This is a genomic window from Candidatus Amarolinea dominans (genome assembly GCA_016719785.1).
Taxonomy (GTDB): domain Bacteria; phylum Chloroflexota; class Anaerolineae; order SSC4; family Amarolineaceae; genus Amarolinea; species Amarolinea dominans.
In genome coordinates this window covers 175,772-188,742 of the sequence record JADJYJ010000003.1, presented here as the reverse complement: position 1 = coordinate 188,742, position 12,971 = coordinate 175,772, and the positions used below count along the sequence as shown (strand labels likewise).

At 60.9% G+C, this 12,971-nt stretch carries 8 protein-coding genes; 3 read left to right on the top strand and 5 right to left on the bottom strand.

Features of this window, described 5'->3' with window-relative positions; genetic code table 11:
• Positions 1-28: 28 nt before the first annotated feature.
• The 3 genes from IPM84_04435 to IPM84_04425 form a co-directional block, all read right to left on the bottom strand.
• Positions 29-664, bottom strand: a complete 636-nt coding sequence (locus IPM84_04435; GenBank protein MBK9092018.1) for a Uma2 family endonuclease — start codon at positions 662-664, stop codon at positions 29-31.
• A 69-nt stretch (positions 665-733) separates the two neighbouring features.
• The gene (locus tag IPM84_04430; protein ID MBK9092017.1) at positions 734-2,344 is read right to left on the bottom strand and encodes a methylcrotonoyl-CoA carboxylase; all 1,611 of its coding nucleotides are present in this window, start codon (positions 2,342-2,344) and stop codon (positions 734-736) included.
• A 16-nt stretch (positions 2,345-2,360) separates the two neighbouring features.
• Positions 2,361-2,804, bottom strand: a complete 444-nt coding sequence (locus IPM84_04425) for a GatB/YqeY domain-containing protein (GenBank protein ID MBK9092016.1) — start codon at positions 2,802-2,804, stop codon at positions 2,361-2,363.
• Between the two features lie 547 nt (positions 2,805-3,351).
• Here IPM84_04425 and IPM84_04420 point away from each other — a divergent pair.
• Together IPM84_04420 and IPM84_04415 are read left to right on the top strand one after the other, a co-directional pair.
• Entirely contained in the window at positions 3,352-5,553 is a 2,202-nt protein-coding gene (locus IPM84_04420; GenBank protein ID MBK9092015.1) for a DUF11 domain-containing protein, read from the top strand.
• Positions 5,496-5,762: a hypothetical protein gene (locus IPM84_04415; GenBank protein MBK9092014.1), complete on the top strand. Its 267-nt coding sequence runs from the start codon at positions 5,496-5,498 to the stop codon at positions 5,760-5,762. Before IPM84_04420 ends, IPM84_04415 begins: the two co-directional genes overlap by 58 nt.
• Before the next feature lie 825 nt (positions 5,763-6,587).
• Here the strand turns inward: IPM84_04415 and IPM84_04410 are convergent.
• Positions 6,588-7,403, bottom strand: coding sequence for an ATP-binding protein (locus IPM84_04410; GenBank protein ID MBK9092013.1), 816 nt, complete (start codon positions 7,401-7,403; stop codon positions 6,588-6,590).
• Complete coding sequence (locus IPM84_04405; protein ID MBK9092012.1) at positions 7,400-8,917, bottom strand: IS21 family transposase; 1,518 nt, start codon at positions 8,915-8,917, stop codon at positions 7,400-7,402. The genes IPM84_04410 and IPM84_04405 overlap by 4 nt, the downstream gene beginning before the upstream one ends.
• Before the next feature lie 130 nt (positions 8,918-9,047).
• Here IPM84_04405 and IPM84_04400 point away from each other — a divergent pair, with 130 nt between their 5' ends.
• Positions 9,048-12,602, top strand: a complete 3,555-nt coding sequence (locus IPM84_04400) for an RHS repeat-associated core domain-containing protein (protein MBK9092011.1) — start codon at positions 9,048-9,050, stop codon at positions 12,600-12,602.
• Positions 12,603-12,971 lie beyond the last annotated feature (369 nt).

Below are 12,971 nucleotides of genomic sequence, written 5' to 3'. Positions count from 1 at the left end.
GAAACCCTCTGCATCGGGACCTCATCCATCAATGGCTAAACTCTGCGGCTTCTTCTCTGATGACCCGGAAGCGCGCGGGGCTGCTGGGCGAAATCAGTTCGATCTTGTCGTAGACCTCGGCCAGGCTCAACCGACACTGAATGGATGGGATGTGTACCTCGGCGTCGGGTCCGCTGCTTTCCGCAAACAGCCAGGCGCCATCCGGCTGGCGCGTAAAATGCCCGATGCGCGCAATGTCCTGCGCAATCAGGAGATAGTCCTGCAGCGATTCCAGCGTGCGGTAGTGCGCAAACTTCTCCCCGCGATCGTAGGCCTCGGTGGACCTGGACAGCACCTCGATGATGACCGTGGGGTTGAGCAGCGTGTCCTCGACCTGGTCATCGAAATGGGGCCGACCACAGACGACCGCCACATCCGGGTAGGTGTACAGTCCGCTGGCGCTGACCTTGACGCGCATGTCGCTGGTAAAAACCTGGCATGGCCGGCCCTTCAATTGACCGATCAACAGGTAAGCGAGATTGGGCACGATGGCGCTGTGATTGCGACTGGCGCCGGCCAGGGCATAGACTTTGCCCGCGTAGTATTCGCTCTTAGTCGCGGCCTCACGCTCACGCGCCAGGTACTCCTGGGGGGTTAGTAAGGGTTGGCGTTGCGGCAGACTCATGAGTTATCCTTTTCTGCACTCTCCGCGTTCTCAACGGTGATTTCCATCTCGCTTTGGCGCCAGCCGCTCCTACATCCTGAACACCCCATACGTCGTTTGCGGCACGGGCGCGTTGAGGCAGGCGGAGAGGGCCAGGCCGAGGGCGCGGCGGGTCTCCGGCGGATCGAGGATGCCGTCGTCCCACAGCCGCGCGGTGGAGTAATACGGGCTGCCCTCCTTTTCGTATTTGTCCAGGATCGGCTGTTTGAACGCGGCCTGCTCCTCCGCGCTGAGCAGCGGCTTGCCCAGCCGCGCCAGTTGATCCTGCTTGACGGTCAGCAGGACGCTGGCGGCCTGCTCGCCGCCCATGACGCTGATGCGGCTGTTGGGCCACATCCACAGGAAGCGCGGGCCGTAGGCGCGGCCGCACATGCCGTAGTTGCCCGCGCCAAAGGAGCCGCCGATGATGACCGTCAGCTTGGGCACGGCCGCGTTGGCGACGGCATGCACCAGTTTGGCGCCGTCTTTGGCAATGCCGCCGGCCTCGTACGCGCGGCCCACCATGAAGCCGGTGATGTTCTGCAGGAAGAGCAGCGGAATGCCGCGGCTGGTGCATAACTCCACGAAATGCGCGCCCTTGAGCGCCGATTCGCTGAAGAGGATGCCGTTGTTGGCGATGATGCCCACCGGGTAGCCGTAGATGCGGGCAAAGCCGCAGACCAGGGTCGTGCCGTAGAGCGCCTTGAACTCACGCAGGCGGCTGCCGTCCACCAGGCGGGCGATGACCTCGCGCACGTCGTACGCGGTCTTGAAACTGGCGGGAATGACGCCGTACAGCTCGGCCGGATCGTAGAGCGGTTCTTCGGGCGGCGCCACCTCCAGCCCGATGGACTTGGGGCGGTTGAGCGTCTCCACGATGCCGCGGCAGAGATCCAGCGCGTGCTCGTCATCCAGCGCGTAATGATCGGCCACGCCGGAGACGCGGGTATGCACATCGGCGCCGCCCAGATCCTCCGCGCTGACCTCTTCGCCGGTCGCGGCTTTGACCAGCGGCGGGCCGCCCAGGAAGATGGTGCCGGTGCCCTTGACGATGATCGTTTCATCACTCATCGCGGGCACGTACGCGCCGCCGGCCGTGCAGGAGCCCATCACCGCGGCGATCTGCGGGATGCGCGCCGCGCTCATCAGGGCCTGGTTGTAGAAGATGCGGCCAAAATCGTCCACATCAGGAAATACTTCGTCCTGCATGGGCAAGAAGGCGCCGCCGGAGTCCACCAGGTAGATGCAGGGCAGGCGATTTTCCAACGCGACCTGCTGCGCGCGCAGGTGCTTCTTGACCGTCAGGGGGTAGTAGGCGCCGCCCTTGACGGTGGCGTCGTTGGCGATGATGAGCACTTCGCGGCCGCTGACCAGGCCGATGCCGGTGACGATGCCGGCGCCCGGCGCTTCGTTGCCATACAGCCCCTGTGCGGCCAGTGGGGAAAGCTCCAGGAAAGGCGCGCCGGGGTCGAGCAGACGCTCCAGGCGGTCGCGCACGGGGAGTTTGCCCTGTTCCTGGTGGCGCTGATGGGCCTTGGCGTCGCCGCCCTGCCGGGCATCGGCCAGCCGCGCGCGCAGTTCAGCGGCCAGCGCCTGGTTGTGCGCCTGGTTGTGCTGAAAGACGGGATCGTTGTTGTTGATTTGAGATTCGAGAACGTCCATGTTAGTCCTCAGTTGATCACTTCAGCAATTCCTGCACCACCTGGCTGACCAGCTTGCCGTCCGCGCGGCCCTTGAGCTGCGCCATCAGGTGTTTCATCAGCAGGCCAGACTGCGCCTTGCCGCTGACGCCCAGCTCCGTGATGGCCTGGCGCACCAGGGCTTCGATCTCGGCGCGGCCCATCTGCTGCGGCAAATAGGTTTCCAGGATGTTCAGTTCCGCCTGCTCCTGATCCACGAGGTCCTGGCGGCCGCCCCTGCTGAACTCTGCAATGGATTCACGCCGGCGCTTGGCATCGCGGCGAATGACATCGAGCACCTCGGCATCGTCGAGCGGGTGACCGACCTCCATTTCCGCATACTTGATGCTGGTGATCACCAGGCGCAGGGTATCGCGCAGGAGCACACTGTGCGACTTCATGGCCTGGTACATTTCCTGGGTCAGTTGTTCTTTGAGTGACATGTTTGCCTCCGTTGCCAGGGGATACTTCTATTTTACCCTGTGAACGAACGAATCGGCAAACGGCCGGGCGAGTGAATGCAGCGGATGGAGCATCAAGTCAACGCAAGGGCGCAGGGACGCAAAGGAGTGTTCTCTGGCGCCTTTGTGTTCTTTGTGTCCCGGTGTGAGGTCTCTTTCTTGCTCACACAAATTAGTGGAATTCGTGGGAGAGAAAGATGGGCGGATTTTTGCCACATAGAACACAAAGAGCGCAAAGACGCCGCCAATCTGCGAATCTGCTGCCGTTGCTTTGTGTTCTATGCGTTCCTTGTGGTCAATCGTCCACCCAATTCAGAATTGCTGCGCCCAAATTTTGACTCTTGACAGATCGCTGCGCGCGTGATATGCTGTAATAAGTTACAAGCCTGCCCCCCGCCTTCCGAGTCGTCTCCCGCCTTCGGGAGTCCCTGGCGAGAGTGCTCTCTCCCGCCCGCGACCTCCTTCAGCAGTCAGGAAAATGTCCCTGACCCCATCCGTTTCGATTGCTGCACGAAAGGAGTCCGTTGTCATGTTACGCCGTTCTTCTAGTTTCTCTTTTCTCTCTGCTCGACATTCTGCTCTCGGCCGGCTCGCGCCGCGCCTGCCGTCGTTGGTTCATCTGTTGGTGGTATTCAGCCTGCTCTTTTCCACGGCGGCTGCTACCCCCCCCCCCCAGATAAATACCGCTACTAAACTCATGTCCCCTGATCCCAATTTCGATCTCATTTCCGATCCTGGTGCGATGCCCGCGCCTGCGGTCGTGCAGTTGACGCTGGCCGCGGCGCCGCGGCAGGTCGAGCCGGCGGGCGTCGTCACCTACACCGTGGTCATCACCAACACCCTGGCCGATCGCGGCTTGAGCGGGCTGGTGGTGAGCGATACCCTGCCGCTGGAATTGGCCTACTGGCCGGCCGGGGAGGGGGAATTCAGCTACCTGGAGGTGGAGCGCCGGCTGGAGTGGGCCATCGGCCAACTGGCCGCAGGCGCGACGCTGACCGGCACGTTCCAGGCGCAGGCGCTGGCGGAGGTCAGCGGCCAGGTCATCACCAACACCGCGGCCATCGTGAGCGAGGAGGTGGGCACAGGGGTGGCGGCCAGTGCGGCGATCACGATCACCGCGGCGCCGTGCCTGGGCGAGGACTGTGCGCCGACGCCCACGCAAGAACCGCCGACCGCCACGCCGACGGCGACGGTCGAGCCGCCGCCCTGCCAGGATGAGGAGTGTACGCCAACGCCAACGGCCACGGCGACGCCCACGGCCACATCGTCGCCCTGCCAGGATGATGAAGAGTGTACGCCGACGCCGACGGCGACGCCTGGGCCGGATGAGGTGTGGTTGACGCCGGGCGAGGGCGGGGTGCTGCTCAGTGCGGATGGACGGGTGCAGGTGGAGGCGCGGCCGGGCGCGGTGAGTGCGCCGACTTTGCTGCGCTATCTGCCGCAGCCGCGGGTGGAGGAAACGCCGGCCTGGCTGACGATGCATTTTGGCCTGGAGGCGCAGGATGGGCAGGGCGCGGCGGTGACAGCGTTCGAGAGCCTGGTCAGCCTGACCTACCGCTTCGCGCCGGACATTGCGCTGACGGAGACGATCCGCCTGTACCGGTGGGAGGATGCGGCCGAGACGTGGCAGGCGCTCGACAGCGAGATGGACGTGGTCGGTCGGCAGTTAACGGCGCGGCTGGACGGCCCCGGGCTGTTTGGTCTGGGTGCGCCGGCGTCGTTGAGCTATGGCGCACAGCATCTACCGACGGTGCATGGGTTCGTGACCGACGAGTGGAGCGGCAACAGCAGCCTGGGCTATCCGCTGGCGCTGCCGCCGGGGCCGGGCGGGCTGGGACTGAATCTGAGCCTGGGCTACAGCAGCGAAGGGGTGAACAGCATCCGCCAGGGGTTGTCGTCGTACGACATTACAGCAACGGTAGGACCCACATCAATACCGGGGAACACGCCAACGCCAACCGCAACGCCACAGCATGTGAATCAGGATGCATTGAATGCGATCACCTTCAATCGCCAGGCCAGTTTCGTCGGTTGGGGGTGGAGCTTGAACGGCCTGGGGCAGGTGACGATCGCGCTGGCGCACGGAGGGACCCCGGCCAAGGCATACCTGGGGTATGCAGGCGGCGGCTTCGAGCTGAAGCAAACGACGGATGGTTGGCAAACGGAGCCGCAGAGCTTCGTGCGCATTGCGCATGTGGGGAACATGGATAGTGGGAACAAGTGGGAGGTGTGGTCGCCAGACGGCACGAAATACACTTTCGGTGGCTTCAGCGACACCACGACCGAATGGAATAATGGTTCGGCCTGGATTCGGACGCGCAACTGCGGCCAACGCCCTCGGGAAATGCATCTGACGGAGGTGCTCGATACACATGGGAACCGGATCAAAGTAACATACAGTGACGAGAAGCTAAACGTGTATTGTCCGGACAGCGGCACAAGCGGGGATTACGTACGAGCACTGCAACCGGCTCGGATCGAGTATTTTGCTGCAGGAGTGAATACAGCGACGGTACAGATTGATTTCAACTACCTTGCTGACCGTGCCGACTGGAACGTGCCGGGGGCATATGCTACGGATCACGAAGCCTTTTCAGCTTGCGGCGCCTGCGGAGCATCGTGGTTGGAGTGCGCAGTAGCGGGAGTGGCTTCACCACAGCGCGGACATACGCTTTGGCGCAGGACTACGACTGGTTCGACCAAAGCAACAATAAAGGGATCATGCGGCTGACGAGCATCACGGAGCAGGGCAAGAATGGGGGTGCGCTGCCGGCGTGGACGTTTGGCTATCGGATTGGTGCGGTCGGGACGCAGAACGGCTGGAAGAACCATACGCTGCTGGAGACGGCCAACAACGGGCAGGGCGGGAGCGTCACCTACAGCTACGCGAATGTGTGTTTTTGTCAAACGAAAAGTAGGCCAAATGATGAACGAAAATAGGGCCAGTCGTGCTACTGGGGTGTAGCGGTTGATAATTGAAAACAGGGCCGTTTGATGATGACAAACCAGGCCATTTGACAATCGAAAAATAGGCCACCCCTAGATTTCGGGTGTCATGAATCTCGGGATGGGTTGGTCAACCCACTGTGCCAATGAAGCGTGAGACACTTCAGCGGCTGAATTTAGTGTACAATTCAGATAGGGAGAATTGTACATGTCAGACGAAAAAACCGTTCAAGCCAGTCATGACGACCAGCGTGGGGGCGATGCAGTCAACACGCCAGACCCGGAAGTAGTGCCGAAGGCCGAGCGGCGGCGTCGAGTCGCTCGTCACGCCTGACGCAATCGCTCTCCCACTTGCGCCTTTGCCGCCCTTAAGCTACACTGCTGTGAGCGGGACGGAGGATAGTGCGCCGCTGGGGAGCGACACGAGCGCCGATCCCGTTGACGGTGTAGCTGGGCAGAGTCGCATGAATGTGGCTCTGCCTGCATCGCCCCCAAGCAGGGAGCTACACTGTCAACAAAGCGAAAAACCCTGACGTTCGGTGCGGCGAGCTCCGCTCCAGTCGGCGCCAACTGGCTCTGCCGTCTCGCGGAGCCGCCAGCACCTCTAGCCCGTACACTAAATTCCGACCTTGAGTTGTCTCAAAGCTATTGGCACATTCCGGTGGAATTTGACCGGCCCTGCAGTTGGGCCGGTCAAATTCCACGGTTCATCTTGACCATTGACGAGTTGGCGGGCTGTGCTACACTGCGCGTGCGATGGCGACGGCGAGCAGGACCAGCCCTGCTTTCAGACTCCTGAGTCGGAGCCAACGGTTATGGTCAATGCTCAGTGGGTGGTGGGTCCTCCTTTATGGGGCGAGATGTCAGGTTAGGGGGCGGGGGAGCGCCAGTGACCACTTGGAGGCGCTGACGGAAGCGATAGGATTCGCCGACGAATTCGAGGATATGGGCGCGATGGGTCAGGCGATCCAAGAGGGCGGCCGTGAGGCGTTCATCACCAAAGACCTGCGTCCATTCAGCAAAATGGAGGTTGGTGGTGATGATGAGAGCGACTTTTTCATGCAAGGCGGAGCAGAACTGAAAGATGAGTTGTGCGCCGGTGGCTGAGAAGGGGATAAAGCCGAGTTCATCCAAAACGACGACCTGAAAGCAAGCGGCGGTCTTGATGAACTTGGTCAAGGAATGTTGGTCTTGGGCCTGGATCAGTTCATTGACCAGGCCGGCGGCATTGAAGAAACGGACTTTGTGACCCTGGCGACAGGCCAGCAGAGACAAGGCAATGGCCACATGGGTTTTTCCTAAGCCTGGATTGCCAACCATGAGAATAGGTTCGGCTTTACGGATATAGTTGCCCTTGCTAAGTTCGAGGAGTTGCGCCTTGTTGAACTGGGGTAGCATCGTGAAATCAAAGTCTGCCAGTTCCTTGATGACTGGAAGACGGGCTTCTTTGATGAGGCGCATTTGGCGATTGCGTTCGCGTTGAGCTATCTCTTGCTCGGTCAAGGCCAAGAGATAGCGTTCATAGTTGAGGTTGGCGCTGGCCGCATCCTCGGCGAATTTGTGATAGTTGCGCCGGAAAGTACTGAGTTGGAGCTGTTTGAGGTAGGTATCCAGCAGCATGGTTGATTGCATCATTGACCTCCCTGTAACAATTGATTGTAGCGACCCAGATCAACTTGTTGCGTATGAATCTGCTGCAAGTGGGGTTGGCTGGTCAAATCAACGGTCGGGACAGGGGTATCAGGATGGGCCAAACGGTGCAAGCAGAGCGTGACGCCGTCCGCATGGATACAACCGAGTTGAAGGGCCGCATGCATCGCTTGTTCGATAAGGGTCTCGGGATAATCTCGGTGTAATTTGAGCACCTTAACAAACTCGCGAATTTCCTGACCATCCGACAATCGTTCTTTCAGTTTGGCTAAGAACTTCTCGTAGACCGCTGGCCACCGGGAACGCCACTGACGCAAAGGTTTGGCATGTTCGAAGGCGCCGGGTCGTTGTTCCAGGAGAGTCAAATAGTGCAGCGGATCGTAAATATCCTGTTCGCGTGCATAGCAGCGGGCATGGTTGGCAATGACTTTATCCAGGTGCAAGACCTCCATGTGAAATGGGTAGGCCCTTACAATCAGGTTGCGATAGCTGTCATCAACGGGAACTGAGTAGCGGTTGGTCTGGAAAGCAACCTGGCTGTACGGGGTCAGCACCACCGGCACGGTGACGCAACATGCCACATCGCAGGTGGGCAAGGGGCGCAGAGCGGAGCATTCCTGCTTCCACGCCTCGCCAATGGTGTGAGGTTGTCCTTTGATCCGGCGTTTATCTTCGGCTTGACACGCTGCTAATAAGTGATTGTTCAGTTCCTCGAAGGAGGTGACCTTGGGCAGTGGCACCATGAAATTGCGGCGCCCATATCCTACGGCGTGTTCGACCCCTCCCTTCTCATGCCCTTCGCCGGGCGTACAGAAGTGACTCTCGAACAGATAGTGACTGCGAAAGACCGTGAACGCGCGTTGCTCTTCGCGCTTGTGACCCTGCAAGATACGCAAGACGGCCGTCTTGAGGTTATCATAGCTCAATCGCTGCGGAACTCCACCAAAGAAGTGGAACGCTTGCACATGAGCCTCCAGGAATGATTCCTGGTTTTGCCGAGGATAGGCCCGAACGAAGGTTCGGCGGGAGTAGTTCAAGCGCATCGTGAACACCTGAACGGTGATCTGCTCTCCGTTCATCATCACATCCGCTTCGCCCCAGTCAACCTGGGCATCCCGGCCCGCATCGAACTCTAGCGGCAAGAATGTCGCCGGTCGTTTGTGCTCATTCCGCCATGCACTGATGTAACCGCGCACGGTTGATTCTGCACCGCTATACCCTTTCGCTTGCACCGCCTCGAACATCTTGTGCGCTGTGTAACGTTGTTTGCGTGGTAGTTTCTTGTTCCCTTCCAGCAACTCGTCAATCATCGCCTTGTACGCCCCCAATACCGGCGCTGGCCGAGGCTCTGTCAACTTGTATCCTGTTGGCTTTGCCTCGTCAATCGCCTTTTCGACCGTTGTTCGTGAGCGTTTCAACTCACGCGCAATTTGCCGAATCGTCTTGTGTTCCAAGTAGTACGCTCGTCGGATGATCTCGCGTTCGTCCACTGTGACCATTGCTCCCTCGCTATCATTAGAATTGGTGCTCTTCGCACCCCCCAATGATAGCAATTTTCGTCCAAGTGGCTCTCTTTTCGATCATCAAATTCATCTCCCCTGGCCTACTTTTATATTATCAAAAACAAATGTGCCCTATATCTGGATGGAAGGATGTGGCGGCAATACCAGCCGCTACCGGGTGAGCCAGATGGAGGTGAGTGATGGGATGGGCGGTGTGCAGCGCACGGTGTACGACCATCAGAACCCGCGGGCGTGGATGACGGGAACGGAATGTGATAACTTCGAGTTTGGCGGCTACAGTTTCGTGCGCAGCCAGGTGCAGGACGGGACGGGGACGCTGTACCGGGTGGTGGAGAACAGCTATCACCAGCGCAACGGCAACGCGCTCGATCCGCGCAAGGGCAAAGTCTACCAGCAAGTGACGAAGTCGAGCGCCGGGACGACCCTGGCGCAGGTGGGGATGCTGTGGAATAGTGTGACGACGAAGGGTACCAACTGGGTGCGCAGCGACATCGTGACCAACACGCTAGGGGCGAGCAGCCAGGCGACGACGTACGAATACCAGGTGGCGAGCCAGAGTAATGTGCAGTACGGCAACGTGACGGCTGTGCGCACTTACAGCGACACGGTGGGAACGCTGTACCGCTCGCAGGAGATGATCTACTTCCCGGCCAACGCAGGCAGCGTCTACATTGTAAACCGGCCGGCGCAACAATTCCTGAAAGACGCAACGGACGCGTGCAACGGGGAAACGCGCTATTTCTATGACAACAAGACATCCTACGCACAGACGCCGAGCAAGGGGGATGTGACGAAGGTGCGGGTAGCGCAGACGAGCTGCGGGGGCAGTTGGGCGGACACGGGCTACTTCTACGACGACTGGGGCAATTCGACGATCGTGACCGACACGCTGGGCCACATGACCACGACCGCTTACGACACGACGGCCGGGGCCTGGCCGATGCTGTACGCCTTGCCGACGAGTGTGATCGCGCCGCTCGTCGGGACAACCACCTACACCTGGGACAAGGTGCTGGGGCAGGTGACGAGCGTGCGCGACCCGAACCTGGCGACGACCAGTTACAGCTACGACCAGTGGGGGCGGCAGACGCAGGTGATCGAACCGGGGGACGATGCGACCAACCCGACGCTGCGCTTGACTTACACCCACTACGCCGGCGCGGGGTCGCCGTACTGGATGAAGCAGGAGCAGAAGGAGAGCGGGAGTTACTACCTGGAGAGTCGCACCTTCTACGACGGCATGGGGCGGGTGGTGCAGACGCAGGCGGAGGCGGCGAGCAGCAGTCAGAGCATCATCGCCAACACGCAATACCAGCCGTTGGGGGTGCTGCGAACGAGCGTACCCTACACCTACACCGCGGCGTTGGGCGGGTACCGGGCGCCGGACTGGGCGCAACCACAGGCGGCCTATCAGTATGACAGCCTGGGCCGGGTGACGCAGGTGACGCAGGCGGACGGCACGACGGTCAAGAGCTTCTACCAGGATCGCAAGACGGCGGTGCTGGATGCGCTGAACCGGCAGACGATTTCGGAGACCGACGCGGTGGGGCGGCTGTACCGGGTGCAGCAGTACCTGGCCACGGTCAATGGGCAGCCCGACTGGGGCGCGACGGCGTATGCAAAGGCGACCTACTTCTATGACATCGGGGATCGGCTGGTGCAGATGATCGGGCCGGACAACGCGGTGACCGATATCACCTACGATCTGTTGGGGCGCAAGACGCGCATGAAGGACCCGGACATGGGCATTTGGAGTTACACCTACGATGCGGCGGGCAACCTGGTGACGCAGACCGATGCGCGGGGTTGCGTCATCACCTTCAGCTACGATGGCCTCAGCCGGGTGAAAAACAAGACCTACAGCGGGTCGAGTGGCTGCAGTGCGACGGCGGTGAGTTACACGTATGACAGCGGCGCCAACGGCACGGGTCGGCGCACAGGGATGAGCGACGGTTCGGGCAGCGCGAGTTGGACCTACGACGCGCGCGGACGAGTAACGCAGGAGAGCAAGGTCATCAACGGAACCGGCGGCGGGACATTCGTCACGCAGTGGAGTTACGATTCCGCCGATCGGATGACCAGCCTGACCTACCCCGACGGTGAGGTGGTCAACTACACGTACGCGGCACAGGGTTTGGTGAAGACCGCCATCGGTAAGAATACCTACGTTGGCGACACAGCCTACAATGTGCTGGGCCAGGTGGAACTGCGCAGGCTTGGGAGCACCGCCGGCATCCTGACCACCGACTACAGCTATCGCAGCGATAATTTTCGCCTGCAGTGGCTGAGGACGGGGACAGCCAGCCCGTACGAGAGCCTGCAAAAGCTGGAGTATGCCTATGATGCGGCCGGCAATGTGGACTGGATCAAGGATTACAAGATCGGCAATCCACAGTTGCAGGATTTCACCTATGATGCGCTGAACCGATTGACCAACGCGGTGGCGAGCGGCGGCACGAATGGCAATTACAACAGCGAAACCTATGGCTTCGATCCCAACGGCAACCTGACGAGCAAGGCGGGCGTGAGCTACACCTACGGCGCGCAGGCAGCGGACTGTCCCGATGGCATCTTGACCCTGCTGGGCAAGCCGCATGCGGTGGTGACGGCGGGGAGCAACAGCTATTGCTACGACCAGAATGGCAACATGCGACGGCGCAAGATTGGGGCCAGCACTTACACCCTGGGCTACGACGCTGAGAATCGGCTGACGAGTGTCAGCGGTGCGGCCACAGCCAGCTTTCTCTACGATGCAGACGGCGCCCGCGTGCAGGCGACATTTGGCAGCGGCGAGAGCGCCAGCATCACGAACTATGTGGGTCAGCTGGTGGAGGTCAGTCCGGTCTATCGTGAGGACTTCAGCGATGGGTTGGCGCAGGGCTGGACGGCGAGCAGCGGGACGTGGGCGGTGACGACTGGTGGCTACCGGCAGAGCGGAACCGCCAACAACACCAACGCGTACCGGGCGCAGACGCAGAACCAATTGCTGGTCTACCGGTGGCAAGCGACCTTTACCAGCGGCGCGAATGCGGGGATGTACCTGTTGGCGAGTGCGGCCGCGGGTGCGGAACGCGGGAACAGCTACCGGGTGTGGCAGGATGCGACCTCAGTCAAGATCTACGAAAGCACCGGCAACACCGCCACGCAGCGGGCCAGTTTCACGGCGAGCAATACGGCCGGGCAGACGCACAGCTACCAGGTGATCTACGATCCGCTGACGGGCAAGGTGCAAGTGTGGCGGGACAACGTCTACCTGGGGAGTTGGACTGACACGACGCCGCTCCTCAGCGGGAGCTACCTTTCGCTGCGCACCGATGCGTCCAACGTGCTGTTCGACAATTTGGTGGTGTCGGAGGTGGTGAAGTATTATGAGGCGGGTGGTCAGCGGGTGGCGCTGCGCAAGAACGGTGCGGTGAGCTACCTGTTCGGGGATCACCTGGGCAGCACCAGCGTGACGGCGGACGCGACCGGGGTGCGCACGGGGGAGTTGTGGTACAAGCCGTGGGGGGAGAATCGAGGGACGCCCGTCGGCGCGACGCCGACGACCTACCGGTTCACGGGTCAACGTGAGGATGCCAGCATCGGGCTGTATTTCTACAACGCGAGATACTACGACCCGGCGCTGGGACGGTTCGCCAGCGCGGATACGCTGGTGCTGTAACCAACAAACTACACCCCAAGCATCGCAACCTGTTTTCTCTGCGGACGTTATTACCGTCACCGACCCGCGCCACCCCCTGTGCGGACGGACGATGCCGCTGCTCGCGACCCAGACAATTGCTGGCACACTACACGGCGATCATCGCCGGGCCAGAGGAGGACGCGGATGGATGCCCAGATGAGAGGAGAAGACGGAACTGCGGCCGGTGCCATCGAGTCTGATGGCACCGGCCGCAGTGTGGGGAGTATGACGGAGGCGCAACAGGAACGCGCGCGTCGGATCGTGGCGCAGGTCTGCCGGGGAGCGGCTGGACGAGGAGCGGTGCGATGAGCCAGCGTGAAGGTCCAGCAAAGTGAGCGAGAAGCACTT

Excerpts from the sequence above, each read along its gene's own strand:
- IPM84_04435 (MBK9092018.1), bottom strand. The coding sequence starts at position 664 with ATGAGTCTGCCGCAACGCCAACCCTTACTAACCCCCCAGGAGTACCTG.
- IPM84_04430 (MBK9092017.1), bottom strand. The coding sequence starts at position 2,344 with ATGGACGTTCTCGAATCTCAAATCAACAACAACGATCCCGTCTTTCAG.
- IPM84_04425 (MBK9092016.1), bottom strand. The coding sequence starts at position 2,804 with ATGTCACTCAAAGAACAACTGACCCAGGAAATGTACCAGGCCATGAAG.
- IPM84_04420 (MBK9092015.1), top strand. The coding sequence starts at position 3,352 with ATGTTACGCCGTTCTTCTAGTTTCTCTTTTCTCTCTGCTCGACATTCT.
- IPM84_04410 (MBK9092013.1), bottom strand. The coding sequence starts at position 7,403 with ATGATGCAATCAACCATGCTGCTGGATACCTACCTCAAACAGCTCCAA.
- IPM84_04405 (MBK9092012.1), bottom strand. The coding sequence starts at position 8,917 with ATGGTCACAGTGGACGAACGCGAGATCATCCGACGAGCGTACTACTTG.